The 14377-nt window shown below is 71.7% G+C and carries 15 protein-coding genes and 1 pseudogene; 1 reads left to right on the plus strand and 15 read right to left on the minus strand.

The features are described 5' to 3' along the window. Nucleotides 1–228: 228 nt before the first annotated feature. From rlmN to rpsB, 6 genes are all read right to left on the minus strand, one after another. Complete coding sequence (rlmN, locus tag AW27_RS08825) at nucleotides 229–1344, minus strand: dual-specificity RNA methyltransferase RlmN (RefSeq protein WP_037928391.1); 1116 nt, start codon at nucleotides 1342–1344, stop codon at nucleotides 229–231. Nucleotides 1345–1476: 132 nt separating this feature from the next. Continuing rightward, entirely contained in the window at nucleotides 1477–2553 is a 1077-nt protein-coding gene (locus AW27_RS08830) for a phosphatidate cytidylyltransferase (protein ID WP_037928389.1), read from the minus strand. Then, nucleotides 2553–3110, minus strand: a complete 558-nt coding sequence (gene frr / locus AW27_RS08835) for a ribosome recycling factor (RefSeq protein ID WP_030028670.1) — start codon at nucleotides 3108–3110, stop codon at nucleotides 2553–2555. The genes AW27_RS08830 and frr overlap by 1 nt, the downstream gene beginning before the upstream one ends. 82 nt (nucleotides 3111–3192) lie before the next feature. Continuing rightward, nucleotides 3193–3972 carry a UMP kinase gene (pyrH, locus tag AW27_RS08840; RefSeq protein ID WP_037928730.1) on the minus strand — a complete coding sequence of 260 codons (780 nt, stop codon included), beginning with the start codon at nucleotides 3970–3972 and terminating at the stop codon, nucleotides 3193–3195. Between the two features lie 162 nt (nucleotides 3973–4134). Beyond that, complete coding sequence (gene tsf, locus AW27_RS08845) at nucleotides 4135–4971, minus strand: translation elongation factor Ts (RefSeq protein WP_037928386.1); 837 nt, start codon at nucleotides 4969–4971, stop codon at nucleotides 4135–4137. A gap of 135 nt (nucleotides 4972–5106) precedes the next feature. Next, nucleotides 5107–5970 (minus strand): 30S ribosomal protein S2, encoded by an 864-nt coding sequence (gene rpsB / locus AW27_RS08850; protein ID WP_037928383.1) that lies wholly within the window; start codon nucleotides 5968–5970, stop codon nucleotides 5107–5109. A gap of 251 nt (nucleotides 5971–6221) precedes the next feature. On the opposite strand from rpsB, the pseudogene AW27_RS08855 reads away from it, so the two are divergent. Next, nucleotides 6222–6620, plus strand: a pseudogene (locus tag AW27_RS08855) (M23 family metallopeptidase); the annotation flags it as partial. Nucleotides 6621–6766: 146 nt separating this feature from the next. On the opposite strand, the gene AW27_RS08860 reads toward AW27_RS08855, so the two are convergent. The 9 genes from AW27_RS08860 to lepB (AW27_RS08900) all read right to left on the minus strand — a co-directional run bounded on the left by AW27_RS08860 (nucleotide 6767) and on the right by lepB (AW27_RS08900) (nucleotide 14283). Then, nucleotides 6767–7324, minus strand: coding sequence for a TetR/AcrR family transcriptional regulator (locus AW27_RS08860; protein WP_037928381.1), 558 nt, complete (start codon nucleotides 7322–7324; stop codon nucleotides 6767–6769). 52 nt (nucleotides 7325–7376) lie between these two features. Then, the gene (gene whiG, locus AW27_RS08865) at nucleotides 7377–8213 is read right to left on the minus strand and encodes an RNA polymerase sigma factor WhiG (RefSeq protein ID WP_037928379.1); all 837 of its coding nucleotides are present in this window, start codon (nucleotides 8211–8213) and stop codon (nucleotides 7377–7379) included. Nucleotides 8214–8422: 209 nt separating this feature from the next. Then, nucleotides 8423–9598 (minus strand): DNA-processing protein DprA, encoded by a 1176-nt coding sequence (gene dprA / locus AW27_RS08870; RefSeq protein WP_037928376.1) that lies wholly within the window; start codon nucleotides 9596–9598, stop codon nucleotides 8423–8425. After that, complete coding sequence (locus AW27_RS08875; RefSeq protein ID WP_037928373.1) at nucleotides 9595–11226, minus strand: YifB family Mg chelatase-like AAA ATPase; 1632 nt, start codon at nucleotides 11224–11226, stop codon at nucleotides 9595–9597. The genes dprA and AW27_RS08875 overlap by 4 nt, the downstream gene beginning before the upstream one ends. Further along, nucleotides 11226–11597, minus strand: coding sequence for a YraN family protein (locus tag AW27_RS08880; RefSeq protein ID WP_037928370.1), 372 nt, complete (start codon nucleotides 11595–11597; stop codon nucleotides 11226–11228). Before AW27_RS08880 ends, AW27_RS08875 begins: the two co-directional genes overlap by 1 nt. A gap of 109 nt (nucleotides 11598–11706) precedes the next feature. After that, complete coding sequence (locus AW27_RS08885; RefSeq protein WP_005311352.1) at nucleotides 11707–12015, minus strand: DUF2469 domain-containing protein; 309 nt, start codon at nucleotides 12013–12015, stop codon at nucleotides 11707–11709. Between the two features lie 55 nt (nucleotides 12016–12070). Beyond that, nucleotides 12071–12577, minus strand: coding sequence for an NUDIX hydrolase (locus AW27_RS08890; RefSeq protein WP_037928727.1), 507 nt, complete (start codon nucleotides 12575–12577; stop codon nucleotides 12071–12073). After that, entirely contained in the window at nucleotides 12567–13346 is a 780-nt protein-coding gene (gene lepB, locus AW27_RS08895; protein ID WP_037928365.1) for a signal peptidase I, read from the minus strand. The genes AW27_RS08890 and lepB (AW27_RS08895) overlap by 11 nt, the downstream gene beginning before the upstream one ends. Before the next feature lie 40 nt (nucleotides 13347–13386). Next, the gene (gene lepB, locus AW27_RS08900) at nucleotides 13387–14283 is read right to left on the minus strand and encodes a signal peptidase I (RefSeq protein ID WP_078557034.1); all 897 of its coding nucleotides are present in this window, start codon (nucleotides 14281–14283) and stop codon (nucleotides 13387–13389) included. Between the last annotated feature and the right edge of the window lie 94 nt (nucleotides 14284–14377).

Raw genomic sequence — 14377 nt, forward strand, 5'->3', positions numbered from 1 at the left:
GGAGAAGACGCGGCCCTGCCCGGCGCTCTGTGGGAGCGGACGCCGGGCAGGGCGCAACAGCTTGAGTGGTGACCGAACTTCCTACCCCGAATGACCGGGGCGAGGTTCAGAGGGTCTGCGGATGACGGATACCGCACTCTCAGCGCTGTGGCGCTCCCCTGTCGGAATATGCAATTGGTTCGGCCACAGGGTACCCCGTGGCCGAATGGGACCGGTCAGAAGCGGACGTCAGCGCTCCGAAGCGGCCAGCTGGCCGCACGCGCCATCGATCTCCTGGCCCCGGGTGTCCCGTACGGTCACGGGCACGCCGTGGCGGGCGATGGCCTCCACGAAAGCCTTCTCGTCCTCGGGCCGCGAGGCGGTCCACTTGGATCCGGGGGTCGGGTTCAGCGGGATCAGGTTGACGTGCACGCGCTTGCCCTTGAGCAGCCGTCCCAGCAGGTCACCGCGCCAGGCCTGGTCGTTGATGTCGCGGATCAGGGCGTACTCGATCGAGATCCGGCGGCTGGACTTCTCGGCGTACTCCCAGGCCGCGTCGAGGACCTCGCGGACCTTCCAGCGGGTGTTCACCGGGACCAGGGTGTCGCGCAGCTCGTCGTCCGGCGCGTGCAGCGAGACCGCGAGGCGGCACTTGAAGCCCTCGTCGGCGAACCGCAGCATGGCCGGGACCAGGCCGACCGTGGAGACCGTGATGCCGCGCTGGGACAGACCGAGGCCGTCGGGCTCCGGGTCCGTGAGCCGGCGGATGGCGCCGACGACGCGGTTGTAGTTGGCCAGGGGCTCGCCCATGCCCATGAAGACGATGTTCGACAGCCGGGCGGGGCCGCCGGGCACCTCGCCGTCGCGCAGGGCGCGCATGCCGTCGACGATCTGGTGCACGATCTCGGCGGTGGAGAGGTTGCGGTCCAGACCAGCCTGGCCGGTGGCGCAGAACGGACAGTTCATGCCGCAGCCGGCCTGCGAGGAGATGCACATGGTGACCCGGTCGGGATAGCGCATCAGCACGGACTCGACGAGTGTGCCGTCGTGCAGCTTCCACAGGGTCTTGCGGGTGGTGTCGTCGTCGCAGCTGATGTGCCGGATGACGCTCATCAGGTCCGGGAGGAGCTCCTGCTGGAGCTTGGTCCGGGAGCCGGCGGGGATGTCCGTCCACTCGGCCGGGTCGTGCGCGTAGCGGGCGAAGTAGTGCTGGGAGAGCTGCTTGGCCCGGAAGGGCTTCTCGCCGATGGCGGCGACCGCTTCGCGGCGCTCGGCCGGGGTCATGTCGGCGAGGTGCCGGGGCGGCTTCTTGGCCCCGCGGGGAGCGACGAAGGTGAGCTCACCCGGAGCGGGACGGGGGGCCATGCGGTACTCCTCAGTACGACGAGGTGGGGGTCACCCCGCGCGTGCAGGGCCGGTCCGCGGCTCGGCCGCTGGACGGAAAGGGCGCGCCGCGTACACGCGGCGCGCCCTCCAGGATAACCCGACCGGGACCGGTCAGCCGGTGCCGACGAAAGCAGCCAGCAGCAGCCACACCACCGGTGCGGTGGGCAGCAGCGAGTCCAGCCGGTCCATGATGCCGCCGTGCCCCGGCAGCAGGGTGCCCATGTCCTTGATGCCAAGGTCCCTCTTGATCATCGACTCGCCCAGGTCGCCCAGGGTGGCGCTGACCGCGACCGCGAGGCCGAGCAGCAGGCCCTGCCACCAGGCTCCGCCGTCGATCAGGAACTCCATGCAGAGCGCGCCGGCGGCCATGGCGAAGGCCACCGCGCCGAACAGTCCCTCGCGGGTCTTCCCGGGGCTGATGCGCGGCGCGAGCTTGGTCTTCCCGAAGCGCCAGCCGACCGCGTAGGCCCCGGTGTCGCTGACCACGGTCAGGAGCAGGAAGGTGATCACGCGCTGCGGCCCGTCGTCTGCGGTGAGCAGCATCGCGACGAAGGTGGCCAGGAAGGGCACGTAGAAGGCCGCGAAGGCGCCCGCCGTGACGTCCTTGAGGTAGTCCTCGGGGGGGTCGGTCATCCGCCAGACCAGGACGGCCAGCACGGTCAGCGCCATGGCCACCCAGGCGCCCTCGGCCCCCCGGACGTATCCGGCGATGACCATGGCCGCGCCGCCGACGGCGAGCGGGACCAGAGGGGCCTTGATGCCCTTCTTCTCCTGCAGCCGGGAGGTGAGCTCCCACAGGCCGACGACGACCGCGACGACGATCACGCCGACGAAGACGGCCTTGACGATCAGGAGCGAGGCGAAGATCACCGCGCCGAGACCGACGCCCACCCCTATCGCGGCACGCAGATCCCGCCCCGCGCGCTTCTTCTGCGGCGGAGGGGAGGAGTCCTGCGGGTGCTCGGCATGCGGAGGCGGGGGGCTGGGCATGGGCTCCTGCGGCGGCGTATCGGCGCGGAAGAGGGAGCCGCCGTCCGGGGCGGCCCCCCGACCGCGTGCTTCCCGGTCGTCGAAGTCACGGCCGGCGGCATCGGGCACGATGGGCATGGGCCGAGTGTGCGGGCCCACCTGCGCATCGTATGCGGGACCCGCCGGAACCGGCTCCGGCTGCCAGGAAGAGTCGTTCATCAGACTTCGAGGAGCTCGGCTTCCTTGTGCTTGAGGAGCTCGTCCACCTGCGCGACGTACTTCGCGGTGGTGTCGTCGAGCTCCTTCTCCGCGCGACGGACCTCGTCCTCGCCCGCCTCCTTGTCCTTGACGAGCTTGTCGAGGGCGTCCTTCGCCTTGCGGCGGACGGAGCGGATGGAGACCTTGGAGTCCTCGGCCTTGTTCTTGGCGACCTTGATGTACTCCTTGCGGCGCTCCCCGGTCAGCTCGGGGAAGGTCACCCGGATGATGCGGCCGTCGTTGCTCGGGTTGACACCGAGGTCGGAGTCGCGGATGGCCTGCTCGATGTTGCGCAGCGCGGACGCGTCGAACGGCGTCACGATGGCCATGCGCGGCTCGGGAACCGCGAAGGAGGCGAGCTGGTTGATGGGCGTGATGGCGCCGTAGTAGTCGGCGACGATCTTGTTGAACATCGCCGGGTGCGCACGGCCGGTGCGGATCGCGGCGAAGTCCTCCTTCGCGACGACGACGGCCTTCTCCATCTTCTCCTCGGCCTCGAGGAGGATTTCTTCGATCACCACGTGCTCCTGCATGTCTTGAATGGATGGTTCAGGCGGGCGGGCGGGCCGGTTCGGGCCGCCCGGACCAGCAGCGAACTGCTCAGGCCCGGGTCTCTTCGTCGCTGACGAGCGTGCCGATCTTCTCACCCTTGACGGCGCGGGCGATATTGCCCTCGGCGAGCAGCTCGAAGACGAGGATGGGCAGCTTGTTGTCACGGCAGAGGGTGATCGCGGTGGCGTCGGCGACCTTGAGGTCGCGCGAGAGGACCTCGCCGTACTCCAGCGCGTCGAACTTCACCGCGTCCGGGTTCTTCTTCGGGTCGGAGTCGTAGACCCCGTCGACGCCGTTCTTGCCCATGAGGAGGGCCTCGGCATCGATCTCCAGGGCGCGCTGGGCGGCCGTGGTGTCGGTGGAGAAGTAGGGCATGCCCATGCCGGCGCCGAAGATGACGACACGGCCCTTCTCCAGGTGGCGCACGGCGCGCAGCGGGATGTACGGCTCCGCGACCTGCCCCATGGTGATGGCGGTCTGAACGCGGGAGTCGATGCCCTCCTTCTCCAGGAAGTCCTGGAGCGCGAGGCAGTTCATGACCGTGCCGAGCATGCCCATGTAGTCGGACCGGGCCCGGTCCATGCCGCGCTGCTGGAGCTCGGCGCCTCGGAAGAAATTGCCGCCGCCGATCACGACGGCGATCTCCGCGCCGTCGCGGACCACCGCGGCGATCTCACGCGCGATGGCGTGGACGACGTCGGGGTCGACGCCCAGTCCTCCGCCACCGGAGAAGGCCTCGCCCGACAGCTTCAGCATGAAGCGGCGGCCCTTCTTGAACTGGTCGCTCTTGTCGTCGGATGCGGTGTGGGGGTCCACGCCCTGATTCATGGAGATCTCCTCGTGCACATACGAAGAAGGCCATTGCCGGTGGGTCCTCGCGGTTCCCTCTACGGCAATGGCCTCCTCGTCAGATCTGCGGTCGTCTCGCGCAAGCGCGGACGACTGCTTCAGACCCTACCGGGGTCCGGTGTCCGTCGCGTACGGACGGACTCAGATGCCGACCTTGATGCGGGTGAAGCGCTTCAGGGTGACACCGGCCTCGTCCAGAACCTTCTGGACGGACTTCTTGTTGTCCAGGGCGTAGGCCTGGCCGAGCAGCGTGGCGTCCTTGAAGAAGCCGTTGACGCGACCCTCGACGATCTTCGCGATGGCAGCCTCGGGCTTGCCCTCCGCGCGGGTGACCTCTTCGGCGATGCGACGCTCGGACTCGACCTTGTCGGCCGGGACGTCCTCGGCGGACAGCCACTGCGGGGCGAACGCGGCGATGTGCTGCGCGATGCCGCGGGCGACCTCGGCGTTCTCCTTGTCGAGCTCGACCAGGACGCCGATCTGGAACGGCAGGTCGGGCATCGTGCGGTGCATGTACGCGGTCACGTAGCCGCCGGTGAACTGCGCGAAGCGGTCCAGGACGATCTTCTCGCCGAGGTTGGCGTTGGCCTCGTCGACGAAAGCGGTGACGGTCTTGCCGGGCTCGATCTCGGAGGCGAGCAGCGCCTCGATGTCGGCCGGGGAGGTCGCGGCGACGTGCGCGGCCAGCTGGTTGGCGACGGCCAGGAACTTCTCGCCCTTGGCGACGAAGTCGGTCTCGCACTTCAGCTCGACGATGACACCCGAGGTGTTGTCGTCGGCGATGAGGGAGACGACGGCACCGTTCTCGGCAGAACGGCCCTCGCGCTTGGCGACGCCCTTCTGGCCCTTGATGCGGAGGGCTTCCTGGGCCTTCTCGACGTCACCGTCGGCGTCCACGAGCGCGTTCTTGCAGTCCAGCATGCCGGCGCCGGTGAGCTCGCGGAGCTTCTTGACGTCAGCGGCGGTGTAGTTCGCCATGAGTCTGTGATTCTCTCTCGAAGTCGTAGATCTACGGGTGAACGGCGGAGGCGCCGCGCTCGTGGCGCGGCTCCCCCGCCGTCATCGTCCGTGCTGTGAGTGCCCGACGCGTGAACGCCGGGCGCTCTCAGTGGGTCAGGCCTGCTCGGCGTCGGCGGCCGGGGCGTCGGCAGCCGGGGCCTCGGCGGCCGGGGCGGCCTCAGCTGCGTCGTCGGCCTTCTTGTCACCCTCGAGCAGGTCGCGCTCCCACTCGGCGAGCGGCTCGGCGGCGGCCTTCTCGCCCGGCTTCGAGTCGCCGGTCGCAGCGCCGGAACGGGCGATGAGGCCCTCGGCGACGGCGTCGGCGATCACGCGGGTGAGCAGGGTGACGGAACGGATCGCGTCGTCGTTGCCCGGGATCTTGTAGTCGACCTCGTCGGGGTCGCAGTTGGTGTCGAGGATCGCGACGACCGGGATGTGCAGCTTGCGCGCCTCACCGACGGCGATGTGCTCCTTCTTGGTGTCGACGATCCAGACGGCGCTGGGAACCTTCGACATCTCGCGGATACCACCGAGGGTCTTCTCCAGCTTGGCCTTCTCGCGCGAGAGGACCAGGAGCTCCTTCTTGGTGAGACCCGAGGCGGCGACGTCCTCGAAGTCGATCGCCTCAAGCTCCTTCAGGCGCTGGAGGCGCTTGTAGACGGTGGAGAAGTTGGTGAGCATGCCACCCAGCCAGCGCTGGTTGACGTACGGCATGCCGACGCGCGTCGCCTGCTCGGCGATGGCCTCCTGGGCCTGCTTCTTGGTACCGACGAACATGATGGAGCCGCCGTGCGCGACGGTCTCCTTCACGAACTCGTAGGCGCGGTCGATGTACGACAGCGACTGCAGCAGGTCGATGATGTAGATGCCGTTGCGCTCCGTGAAGATGAAGCGCTTCATCTTCGGGTTCCAACGGCGGGTCTGGTGACCGAAGTGGACGCCGCTCTCCAGCAGCTCCCGCATCGTGACGACGGCCATGGCCATCTCCTTGGTTTCTCGGTTTGGTTCCTGACGCCCCACCGCGCCCTGCCCCCTTGAGGGGACCGAGAGACGCTGTCACCTGGCCGTTTCGGGCTGGTGCCGGGGCGTGCGAAGTCGACCCGGTGACCCGGATCGCCACAAGAAGTGTACGGGACCCGGCGGTATGCCGGGTGACGCCGTTGTCCACAGTGCCCGGACCGTCCACAGGCCGACCCGCCGCCCGGGCGGGTTGCGGGACGCTGCGGTGCATGACGACCCTGCTGCTCAGCCTGCTCCTGGCCCTGTCCCCGCTCCCGCCGGCCGCCCCCGCGGCCCGCCCGCTGCCCGCGCCGCTGTCGGTGCTGCGCTGGTGGGATCCGCCGCCGACCCCGTACGCGGCCGGCCACCGCGGGGTGGACCTGGCGGCCCCGGTGGGTGCGCGGCTGCGGGCGGTCACCGCCGGCCGGGTCCACCACGCGGGACAGGTCGCGGGCCGCGGGGTGCTGTCGCTGGCGCTGCCGGGCGGCCTGCGCACGACCTACGAGCCGGTCCGGCCGCTGGTCGCGGAGGGTGAGCAGGTCACGGCCGGGCAGGTGGTGGCGGTCCTTACGGAAGGGTCCCACTGTCCTGGGCCGTGCCTGCACTGGGGCCTGCTGGCGGGCGAGGTCTACCTCAACCCGCTGACGCTGCTGTCCCGGCCCACGCCACGCCTGCTACCGGGAGCGGGTCCGGGCGGGGGTCCCGGCGGGGGTCCGGTCACGGCCCCGGGAGGTGGCTCGGAAAGGGCTCCATGGGCCGCGGCCCACGGAGCGGCTCAGCCCCGGACGCCCCGCAGGGCGATGGCCAGGGCCGTCTCCGTGATGACCTCGGGATCCTCGGCGGCGCCCAGCTCGATGCGGCGCACGGCCGCGTCCACGACCCCCTGGAGCAGCATCGCGGCCAGCCTCGGCTGCTCCTGTCCCAGGGCGGCCAGCGCCTCGACGATCATCGCGATCAGCCCGCCGTGCGCGGCGCGGATCTTCTCCCGGGCTCCGGCGTCCAGCTCGCTGGCCGAGATCGCCACGACCGCCCGGTGCCGGCGGTCCCCCACCAGGCCCAGCTGGCTGCGCACGTAGGCCTCGACCTTCGCCTCCGGCGTGCCGGCCCGCTCCATCGCCGCCTCGATCTCGGCGGCCCACACGGGGAAGTCCACGGCGCACAGCTCTTCGACCACGGCCGCGCGGGAGCGGAAGTACTCGTACACGGAGGACCGGGCGAGCCCGGTCCGCTCCGCCAGGGCGGGGAAGGTCAGTGCCTCCGTACCGCCTTCGGACAGCAGGGAACGCGCGGCGTCCAAGAGGGCGCCGCGCTGCATCGACCGGTGCTCGGCCACGGAGGCCGCTCGAATCCTGGGCACACGTCCACTCTACGGAGGTACGGCGGGCTCACCGCCCCACATCCGCCAACTTCGCGCGCAGTTGCAGCACGGACTTGGTGTGGATCTGGCTGACCCGGCTCTCGGTGACGCCCAGCACGTTGCCGATCTCGGCCAGGGTGAGTCCCTCGTAGTAGTAGAGGGTCACCACGGTCTTCTCCCGCTCGGGCAGCGTGTTGACGGCCCGTGCCAGCAGGCGCCGCAGTTCGCGGTCCTCGGCCACTTCGACCGGGTCGTCGGCGGCGGTGTCCTCCAGCGTGTCCATGAGCGAGAGGCGGTCGCCTCCCTCCCCGCCGACGTGCAGCAGTTCCTCCAGGGCCACCACGTTCGCCAGGGACAGCTGGCTGAAGACGGCGTGGAGGTCCTCCACACCGATCCCCATCTCCCCGGCGACCTCGGCCTCCGTCGGGGTGCGCCGCAGCTGGGCCTCCAGCGTGGCGTAGGCCCGCTCCACGGCCCGCGCCTTCTGTCGTACCGAGCGGGGGATCCAGTCCAGTGCCCGCAGTTCGTCGATCATCGCGCCGCGGATCCGAGTGATCGCGTACGTCTCGAACTTGATCGAGCGGTCGATGTCGAACTTCTCGATGGCGTCGATCAGCCCGAAGACCCCGGAGGAGACGAAGTCGGCCTGCTCCACGTTGGCCGGCAGGCCCACGCTGACGCGGCCGGCCACGTACTTCACCAGGGGCGAGTAGTGCAGGATCAGCTGCTCCCGCAGTCGTTCGTCACCCGAGTCCTTGTACGAGCGCCACAGCCCCTCCAAGGACGAGGGCGCGGTGGACCGCACGCTGCCGCGGGCAGCGGGGGGCACCGCAGCGCGGTCGGACCCTGAGGTGTGCTGGGGCATGCGTCGCCTTTGCCGGAGCCGGATTCCTTGGGAGCGTAGCGTGACGGAAGAGTCGCGGTGCGCGAAGAGTACGGGATGGCGCGGGGGCCGGAGGGCGGCCCGGCTCGCGCGGGCGCCCCGGGACCGGCGCCTCGCGCACGGTCCCGGCGACCGCCACCGGGAGGACCGCGTCTGTCATCGCTTTCACTCTTTCACCGGAAGTGCCCAGGTCAACGAGCGCCTCGCCGTGGGACCGCGGATTGTGTGCCCTCTCCAGCGGTTCGTCCGGCCAACCGCCAGCCGTCGCCCTGCCGTTCGACGAACCCCAGAGAGTGAAGTTCGTACAGTCTGCCGATGACTTCATCGGTGCCGACGCCCGCGGCGAGTGCCAGCTCGGCCGCGGCCGCCGCGCGGCCGGCCGGGAGCGCTTCGAGCACGCGGGCCGTGTCCCGGTCCAGCAGGTCGCGGGCAAGCACCGGGCCGCGCCGATCAGGCGCCAGCTCCCCCATGGAGCCGACGAGTTCGACGACCTCCGCTGCGTCGGTGACCAGCAGGCCCTCTCCCCTCAGCAGCTCGTGCACGCCGGCCGAGAGCCCGCTGGTGGCGGGTCCGGGGACACCCATGGTGAACCGCCCGAGCCGCTGGGCCCGCCGGGCGGTCACCAGCGAACCGCTGCGGTGTGCGGCCTCCACCACGACGGTGCCGCGGGTGAGGGCGGCGATGACCCGGTTACGCAGGACGAACCGGCTGGGCGTGGGGTGGCTGCCGGGCGGCAACTCCCCCACGACCAGCCCCTGGCCGGCGATCCGGCCGAGGAGCCCGCTGTGCCCGCGGGGATAGGCGACGTCCACCCCGCAGGCGAGCACCGCCGCCGTCGCGCCGCCGGAGGCGAGGGCTCCGCGGTGGGCGGCGCCGTCGATGCCGAAGGCCGCGCCGGAGACCACGACCCAGCCCCGCTCGGCGAGCCCGGCGGCCAGCGTCTGCGCCATGTGCGCGCCGTACGGGGTGCAGGCCCTGGCCCCGACCACGGCCACCGAACGCAGCGCCCAGGTGCGCAGGTTCGGCCGGCCCCGCAGCCACAGCCCGACGGGCCTTTCGTCCCCCAGGTCGTCCAACTGCGTCGGCCACTCCGCCGCACCGGGGAACACGAAGCGGGCCCCTGCCCGGGCGGCCAGCTCCAGGTCCCGCCGGGGGTCGGCCAGCGCCGCGCGCCTGCGGTATGCCGCGAGCCGCTGCGGACCCACCCCGGACGGCGGATGCCCCCACTGCGCCTCCGGCCCCGTCAGCAGCCGGAGCAGCCCCGCCGCGCCGTGCTCCCGGATCCAGCGCCCGCCGTGCGCGTCCCCGGGCTCCAGCACTCGGGTCAGCGCCGCGCGGGCCAGCGACTCCTCCTCGGTGCCGGTCATGTTCCGGCCCCCGTCAGCGACATGGCCCCGCGGGAGATGCCGGTGCGCAGTTCCAGCGCCACGGCCACGTCCGGCGCCTCGGGCCGGTCCCGCCCCCGCAGGTCGGCGACGGTCCAGGCGACCCGCAGGACCCGGTCCAGCCCGCGTGCGGTCAGCAGCCCCCGCTCCAGCTCCCGCTCGGCCTGCGCCGGCGCCCCCGGGGCAGCCCGCCAACGGGTTCTCAACTCGGTTCCGGGCACTTCCGAGTTGAGCCGCCACGGGGTGCCGGCGAGGCGGGCCCCGGCGCGCTCCCGGGCTTCCCGCACCCGGTCGGCGACCGACTCGCTGGACTCCCCCCGGCCGCCCCGCCCCAGCAGGTCGCCGCGGGTCACCGGCTCGACCTCCACCCGCAGGTCGACGCGGTCCAGCAACGGCCCGGACAGCCGGGCCTGGTAGCGCCGGACCGCCGAGGGCGGGCACTCGCAACCCGCTCCCTGCCGGGTGTGCCTCCCGCACGGGCAGGGATTCGCCGCGAGCACCATCAGGAACCTGGCGGGCAGCCGTACCACGCCGGCGGCGCGCGCGACGACCACGTGCCCCGACTCCAGGGGCTGGCGCAGCGCATCCAGGGCCTTGCCGGGGAACTCCGCGGCCTCGTCCAGGAAGAGCACGCCCCGGTGGGCCAGGGAGACCGCGCCGGGCCTGGGCGTCCCGGTCCCGCCGCCCACCAGGGACTGCATGGTCGCCGAGTGGTGCGGGGCGCAGTACGGCGGTCGGGAGACCAGCGGCTCGCCGGGTGGCAGGATTCCCGCGACCGAGTGGACGGCCGTGACCTCCAGGGAGTCCTGGCGGGTGAGCGGCGGCAGGATCCAGGGCAGTCGCTCGGCCAGCATCGTCTTGCCCGCGCCGGGGGGACCGGTGAGGAACAGGTGGTGCCCTCCGGCGGCCGCCACCTCAAGGGCTCGGCGCGCCGTGTGCTGCCCCGTCACATCGGCGAGGTCGGGGACGTCGGTGCAGTCCCCGCCGCGGCGGCCCGGGGCGAGACCGGTGCCCAGGCCCGCACCGGGAACGAGCAGTCCGGCCGACATCGGATCCGGGCGGCCGGACGGGTCCCCGGGATCTTCCTCGGGCAGCTCGCCGCCGGTCAGGACGGCGATCAGCTGCCGCAGGCTGCGCACGCCGAGCACCGAGACGTCCGGCACGAGCGCGGCCTCGGCCGCGCACTGCAGCGGCACGACCACCTGCCGGTGGCCGGCCTCGGTCGCGGCGAGGACCGCCGGCAGGATCCCCCGGACCGGGCGCACCCGCCCGTCGAGTCCCAGCTCGCCGATCAGCACGAGGTCGGCGATGGCGGCAGGGTCGACCACCCCGGCGGCCCCGAGCACCGCGATCGCGACAGCCAGGTCGAACCCCGCACCGGCCTTCGGGACGGAGGCCGGGCTCAGCCCGACCGTGAGCTTCTTCTGCGGCCAGTCCGCTCCGGAGTTGACCACGGCCGCACGCACCCGGTCCCGGCTCTCGACGAGGGTCTTGTCCGGGAGCCCCACCAGCGTGAAGGCCGCTACTCCCGGCTCCAGGTCGGCCTGGACCTCGACCACCACGCCGTCGACGCCCACCAGGGCCACGGAGCAGGCCCGCGCGAACCCCATCAGGCCACCCCCCTGACGTGTTCCACCAGGGGCGCGCCGCGGCGCGGCAGCAGCACGCCCACGAGGTCGATGCGGACGCCGCCCGGCGGTGGTCCGCCGTGGTCGGCGAGCCACCTCCCCGCGAGCCGCCGCAACCGGTCCGCCTTCGCGGTCCGGACGGCGGCCATCGGATGCTCGAAACCGCCCGTGCGCCGGGTCTTGACCTCGCAGACGACGAGGGCGTCCCCGTCGCGCGCGACGATGTCGATCTCCCCGGCGCGGCAGCGCCAGTTCCGTGCGATCACGGTCATCCCGGCCTCGGTCAGCCGTCGTGCCGCGAGCTCCTCGCCGTACCGCCCCAGCGCCTGCCGTGCCGCGCTCTTCGCGTCCATCGGGCACCACCTCCGGCACCGACGGTCCCGCGTCCCCGCCCACCTTGTGGATCTTGGTGGACAACCCGGCGGCTGTGGACGCACCCGCCACCCTCCCGGGTGAACCGGATCAGCTCCCGGGCAGTTCGAGGTCGCTCTTGTTGAGCTCCTCGATGTTCACGTCCTTGAAGGTCAGCACCCGTACCTGCTTCACGAAGCGGGCCGGCCGGTACATGTCCCAGACCCAGGCATCGGCCATCGAGACCTCGAAGAACACCTCGCCCTGGACCGAGTGCACCTGCATCTCGTAGTCGTTGGTGAGGTAGAAACGGCGTTCGGTCTCGATCACATACTTGAACAGCCCGACGACGTCGCGGTACTCCCGATAGAGCTTCAGCTCCATCTCGGTCTCGTACTTTTCGAGGTCCTCGGCACTCATGGCATGTTCCCCTTCAGCCGTGCGTCCCCCTATTGTGCGCCAGCGCCGTGCGCCCCTAAACGATTTCCGGGGCCAGGGCCACCGACTCACCCGGAGGACCGTCGTCGAGCAGCGTGCGGAGCAGCTCGGCGAGTCTGGTCGGGTACACCGTCTCACGTGCCGCGAGAAGTTCCTCGGAGGTCCACCACCTGGCTCCGGTGACGCTGCGCCGCTCCAGCTCGGTCAGACCGCCCATCCGGATCGCGGTCCGGGTCGTCCGGGCCAGGAAGTACCACTCGTCCTGCTCCCAGCGCCGGCCGTCGAAGGGGAAGGAGCAGAAGCGGTGCCACAGCACCGGGCCCAGCTCCACCTCGGTGATCCCGGTCTCCTCCGCCAGTTCGCGCAGCGCGGCCTGCGCCCGGGTCTCGGTCCCCTCCAGTCCGCCGCCCGGGGTGAACCACCAGTCGTCGGAGGGGTCGGCCGGTTCGAAGCCGTGCAGCAGCAGGATCCGGTCCGCCGGATCCAGCAGGATCACCCGGGACACCTGGCGAGGGCGACGGCCGACGGCCGGTTCAGGCGGCACCGGCCCGCTCCCGCCGCCCACGCCCCAGGAACCGTACGAGGGGCCCGTACGCCGCCCCGAGCACCACCAGGGCCGCCCCGGTGACCACGGCCGCCGCCTGGAGCCGCAGCGGCCCGTGGCCCGAGATCCCGCCGGGCAGGGCCGCGTACGTCTTCGGCCGCTCCAGCATCGCCACGGACGGCCAGACCAGGGCGTCGACGCGGGCCGTGACGGCCGACCGGGGCACCGTTCCCTGCCCGGCCTCCTGGAGGTGGGCCCGCGAGTCCAGCGAGGCCGCGCGCCGGTCGCCCAGAAGGAAGAGGTTCCCCTCGGGAACCGTCACCTCGAAGGGGGTCCCGGCGGGGGGCACCTGGCCGGGCGGCATGGCCAGGCCCGTGTCCGGCCGGCTGGTGTCGGCGTAGGACTCGTCCAGCGCGGTGCCGTTCACGGTCAGCTCGCCGCCCGGGCCGCAGCACTTCACGGTATCGCCGCCCACGCCGACGACCCGCTTGACCATGGGCAGATCACTCCACGTCGAATCGTTGAAGACGACCACGTCCCCGCGGCGCACCTCGGCGCCGCCGACGCGCTGCGCCAGCACCCGGTCGCCCGGGCTCACCGTCGGCATCATCGAGTCGGTCGGAACCGTGTAGGGCCGGTAGACGAACGCCCCCCACACGAAGCCGCCGAGGAAGAGCACGAAGCCGACGGCCACGACGATCCCGGACAGCACGTTCCCGGGACCGCCGCGGCCGTCCTTGCCACCGCTTATCGCTTCTGTTCCGCCCATTGCAGCGCCCCCACATCGGGATCGTCGACCTGGGCGCACCCTACCCGTCGGTACGGCCGCCGGTCAGCTTCCTGCGGCGCCACATCACGACCGGAACCGCTCCGGCGAGCCCCAGCGCGGCCGGGCCGAGCCCGACCGGCGCCAGTCCGGCGGCCCCGAGGCCGAGCGCGGTGGCCGCGGCCTGGTTGCCGATGCCCGGCTGGTCGAAGGTGTCCGGGACCGGCAGGGTGGACCAGCGGGTGACCGGCCACGCGATCACGACGGCCCGGCCGACGACCTTGTCGACCGGCACGAAGCCCCCGGTGGAGTCCTGCATGTGGTAACGGGAGTCCTGGGAGTTCTGCCGGTGGTCGCCCATCACCCAGATCTTGCCCTCGGGCACCTTGAGCGGCCCGAAGGGGGCGTCGTCGCACGGGGTGTTTCCGGGGTAGATGTACGGCTCGTCGAGCGCCTTGCCGTTGACGACGACCGGTCCGCCCTTCTTGCACTCGACCGTGTCGCCGCCGATGGCGATGGTGCGCTTGATCAGGTTCTTCTCGGAGGCGTCCGGCATCAGGCCGATCTTGCTGAGGATCTGCTGCGCGAGGTTCGGCTCCGGCGTGGGCTCGCCCGAGAGCCAGTCCGCCGGGTCGTGGAAGACCACGACCTCGCCGCGCTCCGGCTCGGAGCCGAACCACGGGGTGAGCTTGTCGACCAGCACGCGGTCCCCGCGCTGCAGGGTGTCCTGCATCGAGTCGGAGGGGATCGAGAACGCCTGGACCAGGAAGGTCTTGATCAGCAGGGCCAGCAGCAGGGCGATGCCGATGAGGAGCGGCAGCTCCTTCCAGAAGGAGCGCTGCGGGTTCTCCAGAGCACCGTCCGCGTCGGCCTCGCGCGCGACGGCGTCGTCCGGCCGCTCCTCGCCCTCGTCGCGTCCGGACCGCGCGCCTACCGCCACGTCCCCCACATCCACTCCTCACTCACGTCCGCCGCCCGCGCCGAACCGGACACGGGCCCTCCCCTCCCTTAACGAGCGGGAGTTCCCTAGGGCT

It is taken from the genome of Streptomyces sp. PCS3-D2, assembly GCF_000612545.2.
Classification (GTDB): domain Bacteria; phylum Actinomycetota; class Actinomycetes; order Streptomycetales; family Streptomycetaceae; genus Streptomyces.